The sequence below is a fragment of the Prochlorococcus marinus subsp. marinus str. CCMP1375 genome, from assembly GCF_000007925.1.
Classification (GTDB): Bacteria; Cyanobacteriota; Cyanobacteriia; order PCC-6307; family Cyanobiaceae; genus Prochlorococcus_E; species Prochlorococcus_E marinus.
Genome location: NC_005042.1, coordinates 1,564,999 through 1,586,495 on the forward strand (window position 1 = coordinate 1,564,999; position 21,497 = coordinate 1,586,495).

The window sequence follows — 21,497 nt, forward strand, 5'->3', positions numbered from 1 at the left end:
AAACCTAAATTAATAGGTATTTAAAATCTTGTTCAGCTAGGGCTAGCAAAAAATCAGCTGGCTGAGACTGGATCGAATTAATAAAGTTCGATTAGTTTCTCGACAGATTCAGCAAAAAGCCATCTGTACTAACCAATAGATCCAACGCAAACGCTGGAACAGCCTTGTCTTCTGGAGGCCCGGCTAGCATACGGGCACAGATAAACACTGCGTTTTAATAGAATACACTAAAGCCCCCTTCAAAGTTCACCATTTAGCTGCCAGAATCTAAATAAATAAAATTGATTTCATTCAAAAGAATGCCTCTTTTGCTATCTGGTAGAAAATTTCGTCATGATCTTGAGGCTTCTGGATGTCTTGCGATCAATGTTCCTTTGGAAGGTGGAGCAGAAACACGTTTATTAAGACGCCTTAAAGCAGCTGGCTATAAGACTCAAATCACTTCTGTACGAGGACTAGGAGATCCAGAAGCTTTTCTTCTCAAGCTTCATGGAATACGACCACCTCATTTAGGACACCAAAATGTAGGCCGCAATGGAGCATTAGGCGAAGTACAACAAGTTATTCCGCAAGTAAATGAATTGCTTGCGGGAGAGAAATCTGTAGTTCTTTGGCTATTAGAAGGACAAGTCTTATCTCGTTCAGAAATACTTTCTCTATGTGATTTATGCGATAAAGAGCCCAGATTAAAAATTGTTATAGAAATGGGGGGTGCAAGAGCTCTTCGATGGCAATCTATGCGCTCTTTTATCCAATAAACGAAAGATTGAGTTTTTCATTGAACGAAAGTCACTATTCAAATGAAATTTCCTTGAGAAGAGGAACTTGGGTGAAATTAATTTGTGGCGCCAGTAATGATGATCTAACTTCTATTTCTGATTTATGTTCTGTTTATGCAGCAGCGGGTGTGAATTGTATAGATATAGCAGCTGATATTGCAGTTGTTGCAGCTGCAAGAGAAGGTATCACCTGGGCAAAAGACAATCTTGGCATTAAACCTTGGCTAATGATTTCCTTAAGTGATGGTAAAGATATTCATTTTAGAAAAGCGTATTTCAATCCAAAAGTTTGTCCAAAAGAATGTTCAAGGCCATGTGAAAAAGTATGCCCTACCAATGCAATAAATCCAACACTAGGAATAATTCAAGATCTCTGTTATGGGTGTGGGCGCTGCATTCCAGCTTGTCCTTTAGAATTAATTCAAGAAAAGGATAATCTTCTAAGAATTCAAGATTTTGGAAATTTAATTTCTAAAGCTAAGCCTGATGCAATTGAGATTCATACTGCTCCAGGGCGAATTAAAGCATTTGAACAATCTGTAAAAGAAGTTGTGAAGTCTAAAGTGCAATTAAAAAGAGTTGCAGTTAGCTGTGGATTAGAAGGTCATGGAATTACAAAAGATCAACTCTCGCAAGAACTTTGGTCCCGCCATGAATGTTTATGTAGATACAATCAAAAACCTATCTGGCAACTTGATGGCCGTCCTATGAGTGGTGACATAGGACGTGGGACTGCCAAAGCAGCAATATTACTCTTAGAGAAAATGCATTCTATAGCTCCACCTGGTCCTATTCAGCTTGCAGGAGGAACAAATGAGCAAACCATTCTTCATTTACAAAAGAATCATCGTTTAGCAGGAATTGCATTTGGTGGAATGGCTCGAAAATTAATACAACCTTTTTTAATCGAAGCCAAAGCACAAAATAAAAAACTAATTGACTGGCCTGAAGGGTGGGATAAAGCCTTGAAATTGGCCAAAGGGCTTATCAAACCATGGTTAAACAATGAATATAGAATGCACTATTAATTAATTAAAAGCGCAAGAAAAAGCAATTCAAGTGCATTTAACTCATATCAATCAAAAACCATGTCGTGATGAGATGAACTTGGTGAGTCCACAATGTGCAATTATTTTGTATAAGTAAAGAAGAGTCCCTTCTAAAGACTCAGTCCTCAATGGGGCGTCGCCAAGTGGTAAGGCAGCGGGTTTTGGTCTCGCCATTCCTAGGTTCGAATCCTAGCGCCCCAGTTTTTTCAATCTTTTTGTGACACTGCCGCAAATTTTGGTTTTTGACTTTGATGGAGTCATTGTTGATGGTCTATTGGAATATTGGGATAGTTCTCGCAAAGCATTTTTAAAAATTCAAGGGGCACTTGATACAGACGATCAATTACCTCTTGAGATGCCTCACGAGTTCCGTCAACTTCGTCCATGGGTAAAAAACGGTTGGGAGATGGTTCTGCTAACAGCAGAACTAATCAGAAAAGATAGTCCTCTCTCGATGCATGGTGCCTTCCATTTTGCAAATGAATATCACAAAAATTGCCACACAGCCCTCAAAACATGGGGATGGGAACCTAAGCAATTACAAAATGCGTTAGACAATATCCGAAAAGAAACTATTAAGACTGATAAGAAAAAATGGCTCGCAAGTCATAAATTATTTCCGAATATCGCAGAAAGAATTCATCAACTAGAAAATGAAAGCGTCGACTTTGGAGTATTAACAACCAAGAGTGCTGAATTCACTTCAGAGCTACTAAACCATTTCAATCTGCATCCCAACTTCCTATATGGTCACGAATCAGGCCAAAAAACTACTGTCTTACTTCAAATCTCGAAAGATCATTCGGTTCGTGGTTTTATTGAAGATCGTAGAGCAACCCTTGAGACAGTTCTCAATACTCCTGGGATAAGTTCCATCCCATGCTATTTAGCTGATTGGGGCTATCTGAAGCCTGACGATAGAAAAGATCTTCCTTCAGACATCCATTTATTAAAGCCAGAAAAATTAATGTCCCCATTGGCGAATTGGCCTTGACTCGTTAGCGTACGTGTGTACTAATGGCGAAAGGGACAAGCTGTGAATGCTGAATTTTTCATCCATCAAAACTTGCCACAACTTTGCTTTTCACTCAGATAAGTAATCACAATGTCAAACGAAATTAAGTCAATCTCATCTTCCAACTCATCCTGTCCTCCAAATGAAGCACGTTCTGGAGAAAGAGATAAAGCTCTCAGCCTTGTACTAGGTCAAATAGAACGAAACTTTGGCAAAGGCTCCATCATGCGCTTAGGGGATGCTTCCAAAATGCGTGTGGAGACAATCTCTACTGGAGCACTGACTCTTGATCTTGCCTTAGGCGGTGGATATCCCAAAGGTAGGGTCGTAGAAGTCTATGGTCCAGAAAGTTCTGGTAAAACAACGCTGACATTACATGCTATCGCCGAGGTTCAAAAACGGGGTGGAGTAGCCGCTTTTGTTGATGCAGAACATGCTCTAGACCCTGTATATGCAGCATCTCTAGGAGTTGACATTGAAAACCTTTTGGTCTCACAACCCGATACAGGAGAAATGGCGCTAGAGATTGTTGATCAATTAATTCGATCATCAGCTGTTGACCTTGTGGTTGTTGATTCAGTAGCAGCACTCACGCCTCGATCAGAAATTGAAGGGGAAATGGGCGATCATGCAGTAGGTAGCCAAGCGAGATTAATGAGTCAAGCAATGCGAAAAATTACGGGGAATATAGGGAAATCAGGCTGTACTGTGATCTTTCTAAATCAATTACGACTCAAAATTGGAGTTACCTATGGAAACCCTGAAACGACTACAGGTGGGAATGCTCTAAAATTTTATGCCTCTGTGCGACTCGATATCAGGCGAATTCAAACCCTGAAAAGAGGCACAGAGGAATATGGGATACGTGCCAAAGTAAAGGTTGCAAAAAACAAAGTTGCTCCTCCATTTCGAATTGCTGAATTTGATATTTTATTTGGAAAAGGCATTAGCACATTAGGATGTCTACTTGATATGGCAGAAGAAACAAATATTGTCACCCGCAAAGGTGCTTGGTATAGCTATGAAGGAGATAATATAGGTCAAGGGCGAGACAATACAATTACTTGGCTAGAAGAAAATTCAGAAGCAAAAGAGAAAATAGAAAAATTAGTTCGTCAAAAGTTAACCGAAGGTTCAGAAGTGAGCGCTAATTCCATGAAACCTCTGGCATCAGCAGCTCGTGCAGCAAATACACCACCTGTCATGAAAAAAATATCTAATGCTGCATAAGCTTAATCTCAAGTACTCAATGTAAATCGGCGGGAACCCACCATCCTGCCGCAGGACCGACAATCCGCACCACAATCCATATAACAGCCAAAAGGCCTATACCTATCCAACCACCTTGAACAGTTATCTCAAGAAATTTATTTCTTTGTTTCACTGTTAAAGGAAGCCAATCAATAATTCGTGGGGAATCATTCTTGCCTACTTGATGTTTGTTTTTTGGATTTTGGTTGCCTAGATCATTTTTAGATCTACGTCGAGCTTCTCCCATGTGTTGTAATTTGATTAATATCATTCTATGAAATGTAAATTGAAATGCCTATTTCATTAATCAGGCAAAAGACGTTCTAACGGAGTCCAAGGTTCAAGAGCATCAAAAACCTTCATTCCCCAAGCTCGTGAACGCAACCGTCCATCTAAGACAGCAATTCGTCCTTGATTTTTCCTAACAGGTAAAACCAATCGTGGCAAAAGTCCTAAACACTCTGGTAAAAGCAAGTCTCGAAACCAATCACGTCCTTGCTGTTTAAAGGCTTCAACCCTAGAAGCAGTCAAGGGAGTTTCCAAGCTACTAATTGGGAGTAAAGCTAGTATTAATTGTTCTGGAGAAGGGAGATGAATATGTGAGGCAAGCCACCAAGAAGAAGTACAACAGATCACTCCATTAGAATCAGGAGCCGTAGATTCATAAACCACTCTTGTCCCAAACTCAGAAGCAAGTTCAGAGGTTAATTGTCTCAGCAATCGAAGATCATCAAGAAGAATAACTGTGAGACCTTGGCGTCCCAATATCAAACGTCTAGATTGCTCCAACAAATGTTCTGTAAAGCATTCTGCATTAGGCAAAGGTTGTCGATAAGGAACAAATAGTTTAATGGGATCTTGATAAATTGGACTACCTAATTTGACCTTAACGTTTGCAAGTGTATCGAGACATCCCAATTCATGTTGAAATGCGCCGCTTAACAGAACAAAAGGATTATCAATAAAAAGTTTATGAAGAATGTGCAATGGTTCTAAAGGTTGTAAGTGCCATGTCCAATCGAGAAGCTTGTAATCAAGTTCAGCCCAACTAGCCCATCGTTGATTTGTGGCATCCAGTACATCTGCCCATGGTGCTGGGGGCTGGGGGAGCACTCCTAATAAATCTTTTAATCTCAAAACATCGCTTAAATCAATCCTTACTAATGCATCAGGGCGAATAGCCTGTGAAAATAATCTACGACTTAAACGCTCATATAAATTAATTAATGCAGATGATGTAGAGGGATAGGCTCTTCTTAAACAATCCCAATGAGAAGAAGAAACATGTATAGCCATTGCCTCTCGGATTCTCCTGCTAAAAAACTCTCCTTCTGGAATAATTAATTGTCTTGAAGAAAGATGGTTTTTACGAAACGCATTAACAAAACCGACAAAATCTAGAACCCAAACCTTCCCATCTAAAGGTGGGTCAGCTCCTTCCCATATAGGGAGAGTTAATCCCTCCTCTTTTAGCCTAGGAATTTCCACTTGAAACAATCGATTTTTTTGACTTGATGTAACAACCAATACAGCTCCAAAGCTTTGCAAGCAAAGGGGAATAAGAACACCTAACCAATAATCCTCATGATTACTTATTTCGAGCTGAAAAATTGATTTATCTCTTCGACGCAAACTCCTGGAAACAAGTCTACTCAAAGTCAAATTATGAGGCCAAATCAAATCATCCTCCTTTAGGAGGTTCTTTAGATAATTATGAGCATATGCCTCAATCATATATTGAGATTACTTAACGAAGATAATTTCCGCCCTATAGTAAAGCGAAAGTTAAGACGAATAAGGAGCATTCTCAAGATTAATGGTATTACATCGCATTGGCATAGTTGGACTTGGTCTCATTGGAGGGTCTCTAGGACTAGATCTTCAAAAATTAGGATATGAAGTCTATGGGGTAGTGCGTCGAAAGCAAACGTTAAAAAAGGCTCAATCACGAGGGTTAGCCCAACTTATAAGTACGGAATTTAAAATACTTAAAGATTGTTCAATGGTAATCATGGCATTGCCATTATCTCAACTTATTCATCCACCAGAAGAATTAATTCATGCACTACCTGAAAATGCTGTAATTACAGATGTAGGCTCTGTAAAAGTTCCTGTTATCAATTCATGGCAAAAATTACACCCTAGATTTGTAGGAAGTCATCCTATGGCCGGAACAATAGAAACTGGAGTAGATGCTGGCAAATTTGGATTATTTAATAATCGCCCTTGGATAGCTACCCCTAACCAGGCAACTGATCTTAAGGCTCTTGAAATAGTACATCAATTAGCTATAGATCTTGGAAGCAACTGGATTACAACAGATCCCAAAATGCATGATCAGGCAGTAGCTCTGATCTCACATTTACCAGTATTTATAAGTGCTGCATTAATACAAACAGTGGGCAATGAGAAAAATGCTAAATTGCTAAAACTAGCCCAAGCAATTGCTTCTAGTGGTTTTGAAGATACCACAAGAATAGGAGGGGGTAATCCTTATCTTGGAGTCGCAATGGCAGAAAATAATACATCAGCCATATTAGATGCTATGACATCTTATAGATCATCAATAGAAGCTCTAGAAGCAATTATCAGATCAAAAGACTGGTCAGGATTACAACAAGAACTAGAAGCAACTCAAAGCACTAGGCCTAATTTTATTAACAGCAAGAAATTATCGACTTAAATTTAATTCTAGCCCCTTTTCAGACATGAATTGCTTACAAGCCATAACAGAAGACTGACTTACTCCCGCTGTACCTTCACCAGGGTAAATAGAATCACCACATAACCATAAACCATTCATAGGAGTTCTACTAGATAATCCAAAAGGTCCAAAAATTGTTGGCTTCTGCCCTAAACCACCAACAATACCTTGAGGACGACCTGTCCATTTTGCAAAACTTTTTGGAGTTGCTAATTCTTTATGCTGCCAATTCTCATGTTCAATATTTAACTCTGTATTTAAAACTTCCGTAATGTTTGTTAGAGCCAATTTTTTTTGTATTCGATATTCAACTTCATTGCAAGACATCCAAGGTGAAACATCTGTAAAAGCACTTGCAATGACAGTTGCTTCACCAACAGGAGCACGGCCATCCCCTTCTTGACTAATAGAAATAAATAATGAACCTTGTTTATCAGACATTACTTGAATATGCCCTGCAATGTTTAAAGGAAGATGACACCGTTTAATTGCGCCATAAAAAACAATAGCTCCAGAGGGTTGTGATAGATTCTCTAATCTATGGCGATATTTTAGAGGCAATCCAACAACTAAGTCTAATAGACTCTGTGGGGGAAGGGTAAATATCAAATCTGATGCTTGAAAGTTTAACGACAATTGTTTGTTGATTACTTTTAACTTCCATCCACTGTTCTCATTTTTTTTTACTATTTCTACAACTTTATGACCTAATAATAAATTTCCACCATCTCGTAAAAAACAAGCAAGTAAATGATCGCTAAGTTTTTGCATAGACCCATGAAGGTGATATAACCCAAGTGGAGCCTGCGCCATTTGAAGAACAGTTGCTCCATATAAAGCAGCTGTTTCATCACTTAGCTCTTGAGAATAAAGTTTTAGTTGCAAGTCTAAAAATGCTTTCAATCGTTTATCTTGATTACATGCACAAAGCCAAAGGAGGTCAGTGACAGATGACCGGCTGAAGAATCCAGACAATACATTCATCGGCCTCGTTGCTTTAACAAACTGCTTTAAATCCCAGTAATTTTGAATAGGCAGAATCGGATCATTGCAAGCAAAGGACCAATTGCTTTGATGTAATTGACTACATAAATACCAAAAAAGCTCACTCCCAGGGAATTGATCCTTTCTTTCTTCTTGCCATTTGGAAGGATCGTGCCAGAGATGTATTGGTCTCTTCCCATCCCCAAGGTGGACTACACAAGCAGGGTCTAGGACATCTGCGCTAGGTAAAGGCCATTGAAGATGTCTGAAAATTCGCTCATGAATACCGCCTCTTTCAAAGCCAGCAACTTGTGTTGCTCCAACATCAAAAATATAAGGTCCTCGTCGAAATGTACCTGCACACCCACCTACTTGATTATGTGCCTCAAGCAAAGTTACATTGATCCCTTCATGAGCCAATAAGGCTCCTGCGGTTAAACCAGCTATCCCACCACCAATTACAATTACTGATTGCTCAAGCATAATCAGTAATTGTAAGAGCATCCACAAAGGACAAGCTAATGGACTTCGCTCTTAGAGAAGAAGTAGTCAGCACTAAAGGACCTCTTTCAGGAGAAAAAATCATTGAGGCGACCGCCGTAACTGGAGGTTGTATTCATGATGCATGGAAAATTAAATTAAGCACAGGAGAAAAGTTTTTTGCGAAAACATGTCCTGTAGAAAATATTGGAATGTTGAAATATGAAGAGATAGGGCTTGCTTCATTAAATGAAAAGATAGATCCAAATTTTTTAATAATACCCAAACCAATTATCACTCAAAAACTAGAAACAGCAGCAATATTATTAATGTCTTGGATCGACATAAATAGAGGCAATGAAAGAAAGTTAGGTGAAGGTTTAGCTCTAATGCACAAGCACTCTGCAGAGCACAGTCAAAAGAGTTTTGGTTGGCAAGAAGATGGATTTATTGGTCGCAGCACACAAGTTGGAGGATGGCGAAAAAGCTGGGGGGAGTGCTTTGTCACACTTCGATTAGCCCCTCAATTGGCTATGGCCGAAGAATGGGGCTTATGTATTCAAAAAGACAAGCTTTTTTCTAAACTTATTGAATATCTTGACAAACATGATCCCCAGCCCTCGATAGTTCATGGAGACTTGTGGAAAGGAAATACTGGAATTCATAGAGATGGAAAAGGTATAATATTTGATCCTGCAATTTGGTGGGCAGATAGAGAAGTCGATATTGCAATGACAAAATTATTCGGAGGATTCTCTATTGATTTTTATAACGGATACAACGAGACATACCCATTAGCTAAAAGTCATGAAGAAAGATCTGACATATATAACCTGTATCACTTATTAAACCATGCAAACTTATTTGGAGGAAATTATCAACAAAGCTCTATATCTACTCTTGATAAAATTACGATACTCTTAAGCAAGTAATCATTGAGTTAATCTATGTATTCCTTCCTAAGATTTTGAACTTTTTCTACAACTGCAGCTCGCTTTTCACTTGTAGTAAGATTTTGCCAACTCCATTGTCCAACAACTACAAGGCCTAAAAGTTCTAGCAAGCCTGGCAAAATTGGGAAGAAGTTAACAGTGTCAACAACTACCTTGATTACAATTTGGGCAAGGATTACAACTGCAATGATCCCTGCAGCTTTACCATATTTACCCATTTGAGACCAATCAACTTTCCCAAGGATTTCATTGGCTTGACCCATGAAATCATTAGCACGATCTGAGATACTTGGACCAGAGGGGGTCGTCTCAGTTTTCGAGTCTTGATTTGACTCAGGACTGACATCACTCATTACCACAAGTTTACAAATTTTATGTTGGTTTGAGTGTATCTAAATAATCTTTTAAGTGCCAACATTGATTTAGAGATAATGCCGAACCCTGATAGAGAGAGGACCGAACAAAGAGATTCCTATGAATAATCCAAGTCATGTTGAATTACATAAGGATTCTGAAAGGATTCTTAGTTCGAGCCTCTTAACGGTAAAGCCAGAAGAAGGATGCGCTTTACTACTAGGAAAATCAATTAAAGCAGAAAATCTCGAAGGACGTAATATTTTCCAAATTGAATTAGTTTGGCCATGTTGCAATATTTGGAGTAATTCAATAAATGCAGACAGTGAAAGATGTTATGAACTTAATAAAACTACTCTTTTCAAAGAAGGGTCAAGAGAAAATAGATTTCTAATAGATCCAATTGAACAACTTCTTGCGCAAAAATGGGGTCGATCAAAAAATTTAACAGTATTAGGGGCAGCTCACTCCCATCCAATGGGATCGACTTTTCCTTCACAGATGGATCTATCTATGAATTTTTCACCTAATTTAATGATTATCGTTAATGGCAACCAGAAAATGCGTGCATGGTGGCTTAAAAGTTCATATATGATTGATTCTCTAGAAATTCCAGTAGTTCGCAAAAGTGGAAATCATGTCTTTTAATTCCCATTAACAATGAATTTATTTAATGCAAATCATCTGGAATTATCCTCAGATGAACTAGAAAGATATTCTAGACATCTTTTATTACCAGAAATTGGAGAAAATGGTCAAAGAAGGCTCAAAAATAGTTCTGTAATTTGTATAGGGTGTGGGGGACTAGGTTCACCTCTTCTTTTATATCTTGCAGCTGCAGGTATTGGTCATATTGGTATTGTAGATTCAGACTTAGTGGAAAAATCAAATCTTCAAAGGCAAGTCATTCATGAAACAAATTCAATTGGGAATACAAAAATAGAATCTGCTAAGAAAAGTATTTTAGCTCTAAACCCGAATATTAACGTGGAGGTATTTAATACATTACTTACAACCGAAAATGCTTTAGAAATACTTCAGCCTTTTGATGTTATTTGTGATTGTACAGATAATTTCGAAAGCAGATATCTCATAAATGATGCTAGTGAAATTCTAGGGAAGCCAAATATTTATGGAGCAATTGCAAAATTCGAAGGCCATTCAACTGTATTCAATCTTAGAGAAGGTAGTCCTACATTTAGAGATTTAATTCCTGAACCTCCTGATCCAGAACTTATGCCATCGTGCTCTGAAGCAGGAGTAATGGGTATATTGCCAGGTCTTGTAGGAATAATCCAAGCTTCAGAAACAATAAAAATTATTACTGAAATAGGGGATACTTTAGATGGAAGACTTCTTGTAATTGATGCACTTACAATGAAATTTAAAGAGTTAAGTCTAAGAAGAGATAAGCTTAGAAAGCCAATTATTGAATTAATTGATTATCAAGAGTTTTGCTCTTCTAACAAAGCTATAAAGAATTCTATACCTAGTATTTCTGTCTTTGATCTAAAAGAGTTACTAGAATATGATGAACCCAAAGTATTACTTATCGATGTCAGAACCACTAGAGAACATAACATCCAGTCCATAAATCAATCTATATCAATTCCGCTTGAGAGAATTAAAAGTGAAGAGTATATAAATAAGATCAAAGATCTATCTTGCGGGAAAAAACTTTTTATTCACTGTTCAACAGGCAAGAGATCAATCCAAGCAGCTATGATATTAAAAGACTATGGAATAGAAGCAACCAATATATTAGGTGGAATTGAAGCTTGGTCTCAAGCTAATTTCTAATTATAAATTAGCAATTAATAATCAACTCCTCTTTTTAAATCAATACCTTTCTCAGCATAATGTTTGTGGCAAACCATTTCTGAATGTACACTTGCCAAGTCAAAGTAAGGAGGGTGATTTTTACAACGCCCAGTAATAATTACTTCCGTTTCTGCAGGTTTTCGAAGCAAGGTTTCAACAATTGGTTCTACAGGAAGAAGTTCCAAATCAACAGTAGGGTTGAGTTCATCAAGGATAACAGTCTTATATAAACCGCTGCTAATTGCTGCTCTCGCAATTTCCCAAGCGCGTTCAGCTTCAACATAATCAATAGGTTGTTGCTGTCCTCGCCAAACAATCGCATCCCTGGCAGAACGTAAATGGTCAACTAAATGAGGATAACTTTCTCTAAGTGCAGCAATCGCTGCATCCTCCGTGTATCCATTCCCACCTTTAAGCCATTGCAAAATCAAAACCCGATGACTTTTGTCTTGACTAATTCCTTTCCCTATAGCTTGCAAAGCCTTGCCTAAAGCGCTGGTAGATTTTCCTTTCCCCTCGCCGGTATATATCTCAATTCCACCCGGTGATCCGTTAGCAATCGCATAAACATTATCCCCATGAGGTCTACGGTGAGCACGCATTTCAGAATGCAATTCCGCAATTTGAATAAGCGGTCGCGGAGCAGCCCTACCAGTGACAATAATCTCCATTCCTGCAGGCCTAGAAGCAATTGTCTTAACAACTTCTTCTATAGCCAATAAACCAAGGTCTAGAACAGGGTTGAGCTCGTCCAGTACGACTACCGAATAAAGCGCACTTGCAATTGCTCCTTTAGCAATATCCCATCCTCGCTTTGCCTCTGTTTGATCAAATCTCGTAGCTTCCTCAGCAGTAAAAAAGTCCGCCCTACCAGTCCTGACTTGGTCAATTAAATGTGGGAACCCCTGTTGCAATGCTTCTATTGCTGCATCCTCGTCATAGGACCTACCAGGACCCTTTAGAAACCTAAGCAGTAAAACTCTAGTCCTTCGCTCCTCGCAAATTCCTAAACCAATAGTCCTTAAAACAACTCCAAGTGCAGCTTGACTTTTTCCCTTGCCTTCTCCGTCATAAACATGCAATTGACCATGGCTACGCTCTTTACTATCAGCAGCAGTAACTATTCCAATAGATTTTTTTCTACCAATGACTGAAGACTTGTCGTTTCTTACTGAAGTATTTGAATCTTGATTTGACTCCATTAAATAATCCATCCTAAATAAAGCTTAACTAGATCTCACTAATGAAGAAAATCTTCAAAAAAGTCTTAAAGTAAAACATGATGCTAAAGCTACAAGATCAACTTGCAAAATCAAATGTTAAACAGCTTGATCTGTTAAGAGATTTCATTAAAGACCTTAAAAAAGTTTGCATTGCATATTCAGGAGGTGTAGATAGCTCTCTTATAGCTGCAATTGGGAAAGAACAATTAGATAACAATGCTATTGCTGTTACTGGTGTATCTGCATCACTAGCTCCTCATCTTCTTGAAGAAGCCCGTTTGCAAGCAAGATGGATAGGGATAGAGCATCAGGAATGTAAAACTAATGAACTACAAGATCCCAATTACAAAGCAAATCCAATTGACAGATGTTTTGCCTGTAAAAAGGAACTCCATAATAATCTTGGAATAATTGCAAAGAAATTTTCAAATGCTCAAGTAGTAGATGGAGTTAATGCAGATGATATAAAAGATTATCGTCCAGGCATTGAAGCAGCACATTTAGCAGGAGTTAAATCTCCACTAGCAGAACTACAAATTAACAAAGCTTCTATACGTGAGATTTCAAAAGCACTTGGTTTACCCTGGTGGGATAAACCCGCTCAACCTTGTTTAGCTTCACGATTCCACTATGGAGATCCCATAAATTTGGAACGTCTCAAACAAGTAGCCAAAGCCGAGAAATGGTTAATTGACAAGGGGTTTCCTAAAGTAAGGGTAAGAGTGCAAGGTTTAGTTGCAAGAATTGAAGTGCCCACAAATCGAATCAGCGATTTATTAAGCCACTCAAATCGAACAGAGCTTATAGATTATTTCTTATCTATTGGATTTTCTGCAATTAGTGTTGACCTGGAAGGGTTAATAAGTGGCAAACTTAATCGTGAAAATAATTTATCTGACACTCCTAAGATTTCTTAAAGACCAATTTTGTTAGTCAAGAAGAGAAATACAAATATTAAGTCATGGATTTCTTGTTAGATCTTCCATGTGATGCGGTGTATCTCTAATAAAACTCTTTAAAAGATTGCTTTTAGCACCAAACTCTCTAGCCAATAAGTTGCAGGCCTTTTCAGGCATTGTTTGATTACCACAAGTAAATACATCAATTGCCGCGTATCTACTTTCAGGCCAAGTATGTATTGAAATATGAGATTCAGCTAAGAGTGCTAACCCTGTTATCCCCTGAGGCTGAAATCTGTGCGTGATCATATTAAGGAGTTTTGCACCTGCAATCTTGGAAGCAGCTGTCAAACTAGTTCTCACAAATGCTTCATCATTGAGTTTATATTGATCGCATCCATATAGCTCTAGAATGCAGTGTTTTCCTACCATGTCAGCAGAGCTGCCATTCTGTGAATTCGTTGTAATTGCTCGATTACAATTTACCCATCCAGGATTGGGATGGAGGTAAGAAAGAGCTTGTTCCATCTAAAGATAATAAACGCTTTTTACATTAACCGACTTCCAGAATTCCATCTTGCTGCAATGCTAATTCAAGGATTTGAGAATTTTTCCTCCAATCGCCTTCAAAAGCATCCAAATGGGTTGCACTTATTAAACATTGATGGTTGTCACCAACTGCCTCAAGAAGTAAAAGCTGTCGAATAGGATCAAGTTCTGCAAATACATCATCTAAAAGCAATATTGGAGGGTCTTTATACATTTCTCCAACAAATTCCAACTCAGCTAATTTCAAAGCCAAAACAAGTGTCCTTTGCTGGCCAGCAGAGCCAAACTTACGAGCTGGAACCCCATTCAATAGAAATAACACCTCATCACGATGAGGCCCAACTTTACAAATACCTAATCGCTCTTCTTCATTGCGCTGCTCAGCCAGTTGTTTTTCAATAGTTAATCGCCATGCCAATTCCTCCTCCTCTCCTTCCAAAATACTACCCGGATGATACTTAAGCTCCAAATCTTCTTTGCCTTTGCTAAGACGCTTTTGCCAAGTTGCTGCAATAGGTCCCAAATGTTTTAAAGCCCTAATACGGCGACGATGAATCCGAGTACTGACCAATGCCATTTGTGAGTCAAAAGCATCTAAAAGAGCATAATGCTCATCTTTTGAACGATCTTTCCATTGACGCCAGAGTTGATTTCTCTGACGCAACAATCTATTAAATCTAGTAATTAAATCCCCATAAACTGGCTCAAGTTGCTGCACAACTCGATCAAGCCAATTTCTACGAAGTAAAGGTTCCCCTCTCACTAAACTTAAATCCAGTGCACTAAAACCAACACATCTCAGTGAGCCTAATAAATCCAATTGACGAGCTAACGATTTACCATTTCTAGATGCTTTTCTTCCTCCTAATTTACGAAATTCCAATTGAAGTTTTTCCTCATCACTTGTAATTGCACGAACAACTGCCTCACTGGCTCCCCAATGAATTAGATCTTGGTCACTACTCGAACGATGGGAACGTAAACTGCCTAACAACTCTACTGCTTCTAAAAGGTTTGATTTGCCAGCACCATTAGGCCCAATAACCAAAAGGCGTTTCTCAGTTAATTTCAATTTGAGGCTTCTGTAACTGCGGAAATAACGCAGTTCTAATTGCTGAAGGCTGATCTTAATTAAGGCACCTTTAGCTAAGCTAACTCTATTGAGACTTTATTAGTTCTCATCTTTCGACTTACGGTCGATTTTTGGGCATGTAGCTCAGTTGGATAGAGCATCAGATTCCGGTTCTGAGAGTCGGGGGTTCGAGTCCCTCCATGCTCGTAAAAACAAATCTCATCTAATGCGATAAGCCATTGTTCTTATCCCACTTGGATCAATGATAAATCCTTCCTCTTCTAACGGCCGTATAGAAATAATTGGCGCAGAGACTGACACACTGCATCCAGGTAAGTCCTTTCTAATAATTGCAAGTGCGTGATGAATTAATACAGCTAAAAACTTTTTTTGATTATCCCCTGGAGCAGCAACAAGGTCCCATAAATTTGCATTTAATCCTTTGTCACTTGTGATGCGAACAAATCCAAAAAGTTTAAATGTTTTATCTTGCAAAATAGAAAGATTACAATAACTATTGTTCAAGGCTAAAGATAATTTCCTTGAAGAATAAGTATCTGCATTACATCTAGATAGCAATCTATTAAGTTCTTGAGCAGTAGGAGCCTCATTGAGCTCTAAAAAAAAGCCTAAAGGAAGCTTAGATGATTTAGGGTTCTGAAAAGGGAACAACTCTTAACCTGTGTTGCGCATCCCAGCCGCAATGCCATTAATGGTTAACAAAGCACCTCTTAAGAGTTCACTTCTACTATACGTACGTCCAATATCACCTTCGGTTAACAAAGTCTCACTCATAGGTGGCTGTCGATTTTGATCACGTAAACGACAGAGTAAAGCCACTTGAAGAAAGCCTAAAGGCACTATTGTGCGATTACGTAGATCTACTGACAACTGTAATGCTGGGTCAGCACTCAATAGTTTTGGCTTACCAGTGATTTCTAAAACCAATCGCCTAGTTAACTTGTACTCATTAGAAATTATTTCAAAAATACAATTAAACGCTTCTCTATTTTCATGACTTCCAAGACTAGTCATGTAATGGTAAGCAACCTCTAGATCTACTTTAGAAAGAGTCATCTCTACCTTAGAGATCAACATACGAAAAAAAGGCCAACGCTGATTAAGCATCCTTAACAATTCAATGTGGTCTGGATCAGACTTAAGTTCTTCTTCCAAAGCTGTTCCAACACCAAACCAACTAGGTAAAAGAAAACGACTTTGTGTCCAACCAAAAACCCATGGAATAGCTCTTAAGCTCGAAAGATCTTTAGCACCAGTTTTCCTACGAGCAGGGCGACTAGATATTTGCAATTTACTAATCTCCTCTATTGGAGTTACTTCTTGAAAAAAAGCAACTAAATCAGGATTGTCATGAACAAGGGCTCTGTAATGTTGCCTAGAGCGGACAGCTAAACGTGTCATTAACTCATTCCAACTGGGAGTTGCATCCCATTGATTAGTTACCAAGCTGTTCTGCAACACAGCTGTTGTCACTGTCTCAAGGTTATAAAGCGCAAGTTCAGGCAGGCTGTATTTTGACGCTAGGACTTCTCCTTGTTCCGTAATTTTAATGCGTCCTTTTAATGTTCCACTGGGTTGAGCAAGTATGGCTTGATACGCAGGTCCCCCTCCTCTACCAACAGATCCACCACGACCATGAAATAAGCGTAAAGCAACTCCATGACTACTGGCTAAATTCTGAAGAGCTATTTGCGCCTGATGAATCTCCCAATTGCTTGATAAAAAACCTGAATCTTTGTTGCTATCAGAATAACCAAGCATTAGCTCTTGTAGTGGTTGAGATTTTTCCCCCACTCGAGGTAATAACTTAAGATAAATCTCAGATTGAAATAATTCCTCCATCACCGATGGAGCATGTTGAAGATCTTCGACTGTCTCAAACAAAGGAATAACTAGTAAATCAGAAGATTCCGAAGAGATGTCTACTAATCCATACTCTTTTGCAAGAAGAAGAACCTCCAAAAGATCAGAAACTGTATGACTCATCGAAATTACATATGAACGGCATATCCGGCTCCCAAACTCTTTTTGCAAGCGATCAAGCATTCTAAATACAGCAAATGTTTCTTCAGTACTTTTGGACCATTGAACTGCTGAAGGAATTAATGGTCTCAATGTTTGCAGCTCATCCATCAACCATATAACTTTCTCATCTTCAGTCATCTCTATATAGCTCTTGGGAAGATTGAGATATCTCGTTAATTCGTCAATGGCCTCACTGTGACGAGTACTTTCTTGTCGAATATCAAGGCTTGCCAATGAAAAGGCAAAAATATGAACCTGAGTCAATAGTGTATCTAATTGTTCACAACTTAAATTAGTTGCAACCAGACTGTTTCTAATCAGTTCTAGATCCCTTCTAAATTCATCAATAGAGCAATAATGTAGATCTTCATCGGGATTATTAGAGACATTAGTCCTTTCTATAGTTGTCGCCCAACCTGCTTCTGAAAGTTCTTGATTGCGTTGTTGAGTAAACTTCAAACGCTCAAGTGTATAACTTAGTTTTAATCGATAAGGTTCAAGTCTGTATCTAGCTGCTCGTTCTTCATAAATGTGTGGAAAACGAACACGATCCATTTCCAAAGATTCAAGAAGTTGAGTACTCACTTGACTCCATTGCATTGAGATACTCAATTGATTTCTCAATTCTTGTACTGAATGCATATAGCGATCCAACATCAACTTCCGTTGATAACAAGCAGTACGCCACGTAATCTCCGGTGTTACAGACGGATTGCCATCTCTATCAGAGCCGACCCACGACCCGAAAGTACAAAATGCTTCCTGAGGAACATCAATATCTGGATAACTTTGAGATAGAGCAGAACAAATTCGACGGCGCAGCTGAGGCATTGCATCAAATAAGACCTGTTGAAAATAGTGCAGTGCATAATCAACTTCATCTAACACTGTAGGCTTAAATTGATGTAGCTCATCCGTTCGCCACCATAGTCTTATCTCCTCCTCTAATTGCAATCTTAAATTATCTCTCTCAGACAATGAAAAGACTTCATCTGATTGAAGCTGTTGTAATAAACTAGCTACTCGGCGTTGCTTATGTCTAACCGTATGTCTAACTATTTCAGTAGGGTGTGCTGTAAAAACAAGTCGAATATCCATTTCTCTTAACAACTCCTCCAGCTGTCCTGGCGGAACATTTAAGCGACGTAAGCGGTCAAAAAGTTCACTAAAAGTTGCTGGAGCAGTCTGACTTGCCAATGGAGGAGCAAACGGGTCTATAGAAGTATTAATTTTTTCTTCTTGGCCCCGACTAATACTTTCCAAGTAACTATCTTCCTCAATTCTTTGCTCAAGGATGTTCACTAACTGAAAATATAAGGAAAACGCTCTAGCCGCAGAAATAGCTTCTGCCAAATCCATTTCTTTGATCAATTCAACAATCTCATTAATTTGATTAGTCTGTTCTTCCCCAACAATCCCACTTGAGTTACTTAATTGTTTTAGGCGTAAAAGACGTTCTACTTGCTCTAATGGACATTCACTACGCACAACAGTTTCCCAAAGGTCCTCAACTAACTCCAAACGTTTCTGTAATAGTCTGCCAGACATATGGTCGGCTAAAATCTGACTCGATTCTTTTCTATCAGGAACTTGTTTAGATGCTTCTAACATCGAAAAATTATCTAATTCAGTCATGAGGAACTATTGTCAACTAATTTAGTTCTTGAGTGATCTTCCTGATTTCTCATTGTCTCAATAGAATCTTGAAGCAGAAGCGGCAAAGACATTCCATGCGAAAAAGATTCCAGCCATTTCATTGACTGATTCCCTTTATCCAAAACTTCCTGAATTGGTGCAAGAACAGACAAGAGGTCTAACTCAATTGCTATTGGTTTTACTTCATCAATTAATTCAGTAATCCAATCACGACAAGAAATTTCATGGCCATCACGCCAATGGTACAAAGTAGCATCAAGACTATTTGTCGCAGCTTTCACTTCATTCATATCACTTAAATCAACAAGTTCAACAGCGCTAAGCTTGCTGATTTTAACTGGATCCAATTGATTTGGATTCTTTATAAGACTAATGACTCTCAATTCAAGTAAAGCCGTAATCGCCAAAAGCAAATCACAATCTGTAATCAAGTCACATATGCGAAGCTCCAATCGATTCAATTCGTAAGGACGTCTCGATCCGTTAGGTCTAACAGCAGTCCAGAGATGGCGCTCATTGCACATAGTTCCCGTATTAAGTTGTTGCTCTATCCACTTCACATAATGAGAATGATTTAAAAACAAAGGTACTTTCTTTGGTGTTTTTGGAAATTGAATCCATCTTTGTGAATGAACTCCAGTAGGTACACCATCTAAAAAAGGAGAGCTTGCACTTAGCGCTAAATAAAGAGCAGCCTCACATCTAACTAAACGAAGAGCTTCAAAAATAACAGATATGTCTTCAATCCCTAAATTAATATGAATACTAGCTGTAACTACTTTTGTACCATAGTTTAATTCAATAAATTTATGATAAGGATTTGAAGGATCAGATCTTATAAACTTGGAACTATCTCCTAAACTTAAAGTACTTCCTGGCAAAATAGTTAAATCTCTACTTCTTAACCAATTTCGCAATCTTCTTCTAGGCTCCAAAAGTAATTCTTTGATATTTTCATAATATTTTTCAGGCTTTGTAATATATTCAAGATTACGTTGATCTGGTTCCTTCACAAAATCTGAAAACTCATTAGCTACTGCATCAGATACACCTACATGCTTTCCAGTATTAAGACCTGTAAAAAGTTCAACTTCAAAGCCTTTGAGCAAAAAATCTTTCATAAATCAAATAGAAGGTTCTAGGCAACCCAAAGCGATAAGCATTCCTTTGGCTTTATTCAAAGTTTCTTGAAATTCATTTTGTGGAATTGAATCAGCCACAATTCCTGCACCGGCTTGAACTTCCACATTAAAAAGATCCTTGGAATGATGAGACACAAGCATTGTACGAATCGTTATTGCAGTATTTAATGCTCCATTTAAATCCATCGAACCATATACGCCAGAATAAGGTCCTCTGATATGAGGTTCCAACTCATGAATTAATTGCATAGCTCTAATTTTTGGCGCCCCTGAGACTGTTCCTGCAGGGAATGCTGCCATCAATAAATCCCATACATCCATATCATCTTTAAGGTATCCCTGCAGCTCACTAACAATATGCATGACATGCGAATATTTTTCGATAATCATTAATTCATTTACTGATACAGAACCTGCTCTGCAGACGCGTCCTAAATCGTTGCGGCCTAGATCTACTAACATGACATGCTCAGCTATTTCTTTAGGATCAGCTAAAAGTTGAGCTTCCAACTCGGAATCTTCATTAGCAGTTTTTCCTCTCGGGCGAGTACCTGCAATTGGGCGTAAACTTGCTGAAACTTTTTTATCAATAGGCTTCGCCTGAACCATGACCTCGGGACTAGATCCAATAAGTTGCCAATCACCAAAATCATAAAAAGCCATAAATGGAGAAGGGTTGACTATTCGCAAACTCCTATAGAGTTCCAAAGGAGAGTGAGGAACTTGGGTCGTAAATTTTTGACTCAAAACAAGTTGAAAAATATCGCCTTTAGAAATGTATTCTTTTGCTTCTTCAACAGCATGTTCAAATTCAGACTTGCTCCAATTACTCTCAATGGAATCAGGTATTGAAGGCTTTTGGTTCCATTTCAAAGATTTAATAGAAGGCAGTGGTTCTTGCATAAGACTCTCAAATTCCTTAATTCCTTGGAAGGCTTTTTCATACGCGTCTTCAGGGGAATCCGCGGACGTCAAATCTCCATAAGATACTGCTGTGATTAGTCTTTTAACTTGATCAAAAATTAAAATTTTATCCATGAACATCCAGATACCATCAGGGAATTGTTCATCATTTTGAGAATACACTGGTACTTTAGGTTCAATCCATTTGATCAACTCATATCCCCACATTCCATAAAGCTGCCCTAAAGATGGCAGGCCAGGAATTAATTGCGATTTATATGGTGCTAAACACTTTCTAAGAAGTTCAAATGGATTTCCAACAAATTCTTCTTTCTCGTTATTTCTCCAAGTTCTAGTTATTTTCTCTCCTTTTATAGTCACTACCCATAATGGATTGGACGCTACAACACTCCACCTACCCAAAGTATCTCCACCTTCAACTGATTCAAGCAGAACCCCTGGTGGATTCTTCTGGCCAATTTTTAGCCATGTAGAAAGAGGAGTCTCAAGATCTGCTGGCCAAGTTTGAACTAAGGGAATAAAATTTATACCCCTAGAAGCAGCATCTAAAAAAGAAACACGATCAGATATTGACATTTATTTATCATCGCAGACTT

20 protein-coding genes and 2 tRNA genes are annotated in these 21,497 nt (G+C 38.4%); 11 read left to right on the plus strand and 11 right to left on the minus strand.

Translation table 11 applies throughout. The features are described 5' to 3' along the window. Positions 1–299 precede the first annotated feature (299 nt). From PRO_RS08400 to recA, 5 genes are all read left to right on the plus strand, one after another. A complete protein-coding gene (locus PRO_RS08400) occupies positions 300–758 on the plus strand; it encodes an NAD(P)H-quinone oxidoreductase subunit N (RefSeq protein ID WP_011125862.1) in 459 nt (152 codons plus the stop codon). 20 nt (positions 759–778) lie between these two features. Continuing rightward, entirely contained in the window at positions 779–1,807 is a 1,029-nt protein-coding gene (locus PRO_RS08405) for an LdpA C-terminal domain-containing domain (RefSeq protein ID WP_225866389.1), read from the plus strand. 150 nt (positions 1,808–1,957) lie between these two features. After that, positions 1,958–2,029 (plus strand) — tRNA-Gln (locus PRO_RS08415). 16 nt (positions 2,030–2,045) lie between these two features. After that, on the plus strand, positions 2,046–2,822 hold the full coding sequence (locus tag PRO_RS08420) for an HAD family hydrolase (protein ID WP_011125864.1): 777 nt from the start codon (positions 2,046–2,048) through the stop codon (positions 2,820–2,822). Between the two features lie 111 nt (positions 2,823–2,933). Next, the gene (gene recA / locus PRO_RS08425) at positions 2,934–4,073 is read left to right on the plus strand and encodes a recombinase RecA (protein ID WP_011125865.1); all 1,140 of its coding nucleotides are present in this window, start codon (positions 2,934–2,936) and stop codon (positions 4,071–4,073) included. A 16-nt stretch (positions 4,074–4,089) separates the two neighbouring features. Here the strand turns inward: recA and PRO_RS08430 are convergent, their stop codons facing one another. Then, entirely contained in the window at positions 4,090–4,341 is a 252-nt protein-coding gene (locus PRO_RS08430) for a DUF2839 domain-containing protein (RefSeq protein WP_011125866.1), read from the minus strand. A 56-nt stretch (positions 4,342–4,397) separates the two neighbouring features. Further along, the gene (locus PRO_RS08435) at positions 4,398–5,750 is read right to left on the minus strand and encodes a helicase (protein WP_341271065.1); all 1,353 of its coding nucleotides are present in this window, start codon (positions 5,748–5,750) and stop codon (positions 4,398–4,400) included. A gap of 160 nt (positions 5,751–5,910) precedes the next feature. On the opposite strand from PRO_RS08435, the gene PRO_RS08440 reads away from it, so the two are divergent. Further along, positions 5,911–6,777 (plus strand): prephenate/arogenate dehydrogenase, encoded by an 867-nt coding sequence (locus PRO_RS08440; protein ID WP_011125868.1) that lies wholly within the window; start codon positions 5,911–5,913, stop codon positions 6,775–6,777. Here PRO_RS08440 and crtD read toward each other — a convergent pair. Beyond that, positions 6,766–8,265 (minus strand): C-3',4' desaturase CrtD, encoded by a 1,500-nt coding sequence (gene crtD, locus PRO_RS08445; RefSeq protein WP_011125869.1) that lies wholly within the window; start codon positions 8,263–8,265, stop codon positions 6,766–6,768. The genes PRO_RS08440 and crtD overlap by 12 nt on opposite strands. A gap of 38 nt (positions 8,266–8,303) precedes the next feature. Between crtD and PRO_RS08450 the strand changes: the two genes are divergently transcribed. Further along, positions 8,304–9,194, plus strand: a complete 891-nt coding sequence (locus PRO_RS08450) for a fructosamine kinase family protein (protein ID WP_011125870.1) — start codon at positions 8,304–8,306, stop codon at positions 9,192–9,194. An 8-nt stretch (positions 9,195–9,202) separates the two neighbouring features. Here the strand turns inward: PRO_RS08450 and PRO_RS08455 are convergent, their stop codons facing one another. Beyond that, complete coding sequence (locus tag PRO_RS08455) at positions 9,203–9,568, minus strand: CAAD domain-containing protein (protein WP_011125871.1); 366 nt, start codon at positions 9,566–9,568, stop codon at positions 9,203–9,205. Positions 9,569–9,689: 121 nt separating this feature from the next. Here PRO_RS08455 and PRO_RS08460 point away from each other — a divergent pair, with 121 nt between their 5' ends. Both PRO_RS08460 and moeB read left to right on the plus strand, forming a co-directional pair. Then, the gene (locus PRO_RS08460) at positions 9,690–10,217 is read left to right on the plus strand and encodes a M67 family metallopeptidase (protein ID WP_011125872.1); all 528 of its coding nucleotides are present in this window, start codon (positions 9,690–9,692) and stop codon (positions 10,215–10,217) included. A gap of 12 nt (positions 10,218–10,229) precedes the next feature. Continuing rightward, positions 10,230–11,369, plus strand: a complete 1,140-nt coding sequence (gene moeB / locus PRO_RS08465) for a molybdopterin-synthase adenylyltransferase MoeB (RefSeq protein ID WP_011125873.1) — start codon at positions 10,230–10,232, stop codon at positions 11,367–11,369. 14 nt (positions 11,370–11,383) lie between these two features. Here moeB and PRO_RS08470 read toward each other — a convergent pair whose 3' ends face one another. Continuing rightward, a complete protein-coding gene (locus PRO_RS08470; protein ID WP_011125874.1) occupies positions 11,384–12,592 on the minus strand; it encodes a cob(I)yrinic acid a,c-diamide adenosyltransferase in 1,209 nt (402 codons plus the stop codon). Positions 12,593–12,672: 80 nt separating this feature from the next. Between PRO_RS08470 and larE the strand changes: the two genes are divergently transcribed. Then, complete coding sequence (larE, locus tag PRO_RS08475; RefSeq protein WP_011125875.1) at positions 12,673–13,530, plus strand: ATP-dependent sacrificial sulfur transferase LarE; 858 nt, start codon at positions 12,673–12,675, stop codon at positions 13,528–13,530. A 42-nt stretch (positions 13,531–13,572) separates the two neighbouring features. Here the strand turns inward: larE and speD are convergent, their stop codons facing one another. Together speD and recF are read right to left on the minus strand one after the other, a co-directional pair. Beyond that, positions 13,573–14,040, minus strand: a complete 468-nt coding sequence (gene speD, locus PRO_RS08480) for an adenosylmethionine decarboxylase (protein ID WP_011125876.1) — start codon at positions 14,038–14,040, stop codon at positions 13,573–13,575. A 25-nt stretch (positions 14,041–14,065) separates the two neighbouring features. Then, positions 14,066–15,187, minus strand: a complete 1,122-nt coding sequence (gene recF, locus PRO_RS08485; protein WP_072013147.1) for a DNA replication/repair protein RecF — start codon at positions 15,185–15,187, stop codon at positions 14,066–14,068. Positions 15,188–15,266: 79 nt separating this feature from the next. Between recF and PRO_RS08490 the strand changes: the two genes are divergently transcribed. After that, positions 15,267–15,340, plus strand: a tRNA-Arg gene (locus tag PRO_RS08490). Positions 15,341–15,352: 12 nt separating this feature from the next. On the opposite strand, the gene PRO_RS08495 is transcribed toward PRO_RS08490, so the two are convergent. The 4 genes from PRO_RS08495 to PRO_RS08510 all read right to left on the minus strand — a co-directional run bounded on the left by PRO_RS08495 (position 15,353) and on the right by PRO_RS08510 (position 21,477). Beyond that, positions 15,353–15,805, minus strand: coding sequence for a GNAT family acetyltransferase (locus PRO_RS08495; protein WP_011125878.1), 453 nt, complete (start codon positions 15,803–15,805; stop codon positions 15,353–15,355). A gap of 3 nt (positions 15,806–15,808) precedes the next feature. Beyond that, complete coding sequence (ppc, locus tag PRO_RS08500; RefSeq protein WP_413315692.1) at positions 15,809–18,727, minus strand: phosphoenolpyruvate carboxylase; 2,919 nt, start codon at positions 18,725–18,727, stop codon at positions 15,809–15,811. An 83-nt stretch (positions 18,728–18,810) separates the two neighbouring features. Then, on the minus strand, positions 18,811–19,956 hold the full coding sequence (gshA, locus tag PRO_RS08505; protein ID WP_011125880.1) for a glutamate--cysteine ligase: 1,146 nt from the start codon (positions 19,954–19,956) through the stop codon (positions 18,811–18,813). Positions 19,957–19,959: 3 nt separating this feature from the next. Beyond that, complete coding sequence (locus PRO_RS08510; RefSeq protein WP_011125881.1) at positions 19,960–21,477, minus strand: anthranilate synthase component I family protein; 1,518 nt, start codon at positions 21,475–21,477, stop codon at positions 19,960–19,962. Between the last annotated feature and the right edge of the window lie 20 nt (positions 21,478–21,497).

Bases quoted from the DNA above. Each gene is read 5' to 3' on its own strand.
- PRO_RS08400 (WP_011125862.1), top strand. From the start codon at position 300: ATGCCTCTTTTGCTATCTGGTAGAAAATTTCGTCATGATCTTGAGGCT.
- recA (WP_011125865.1), top strand. From the start codon at position 2,934: ATGTCAAACGAAATTAAGTCAATCTCATCTTCCAACTCATCCTGTCCT.
- PRO_RS08430 (WP_011125866.1), bottom strand. From the start codon at position 4,341: ATGGGAGAAGCTCGACGTAGATCTAAAAATGATCTAGGCAACCAAAAT.
- PRO_RS08440 (WP_011125868.1), top strand. From the start codon at position 5,911: ATGGTATTACATCGCATTGGCATAGTTGGACTTGGTCTCATTGGAGGG.
- crtD (WP_011125869.1), bottom strand. From the start codon at position 8,265: ATGCTTGAGCAATCAGTAATTGTAATTGGTGGTGGGATAGCTGGTTTA.
- PRO_RS08450 (WP_011125870.1), top strand. From the start codon at position 8,304: ATGGACTTCGCTCTTAGAGAAGAAGTAGTCAGCACTAAAGGACCTCTT.
- PRO_RS08455 (WP_011125871.1), bottom strand. From the start codon at position 9,568: ATGAGTGATGTCAGTCCTGAGTCAAATCAAGACTCGAAAACTGAGACG.
- PRO_RS08460 (WP_011125872.1), top strand. From the start codon at position 9,690: ATGAATAATCCAAGTCATGTTGAATTACATAAGGATTCTGAAAGGATT.
- moeB (WP_011125873.1), top strand. From the start codon at position 10,230: ATGAATTTATTTAATGCAAATCATCTGGAATTATCCTCAGATGAACTA.
- PRO_RS08470 (WP_011125874.1), bottom strand. From the start codon at position 12,592: ATGGAGTCAAATCAAGATTCAAATACTTCAGTAAGAAACGACAAGTCT.
- larE (WP_011125875.1), top strand. From the start codon at position 12,673: ATGCTAAAGCTACAAGATCAACTTGCAAAATCAAATGTTAAACAGCTT.
- speD (WP_011125876.1), bottom strand. From the start codon at position 14,040: ATGGAACAAGCTCTTTCTTACCTCCATCCCAATCCTGGATGGGTAAAT.
- ppc (WP_413315692.1), bottom strand. From the start codon at position 18,727: ATGTCTGGCAGACTATTACAGAAACGTTTGGAGTTAGTTGAGGACCTT.
- gshA (WP_011125880.1), bottom strand. From the start codon at position 19,956: ATGAAAGATTTTTTGCTCAAAGGCTTTGAAGTTGAACTTTTTACAGGT.
- PRO_RS08510 (WP_011125881.1), bottom strand. From the start codon at position 21,477: ATGTCAATATCTGATCGTGTTTCTTTTTTAGATGCTGCTTCTAGGGGT.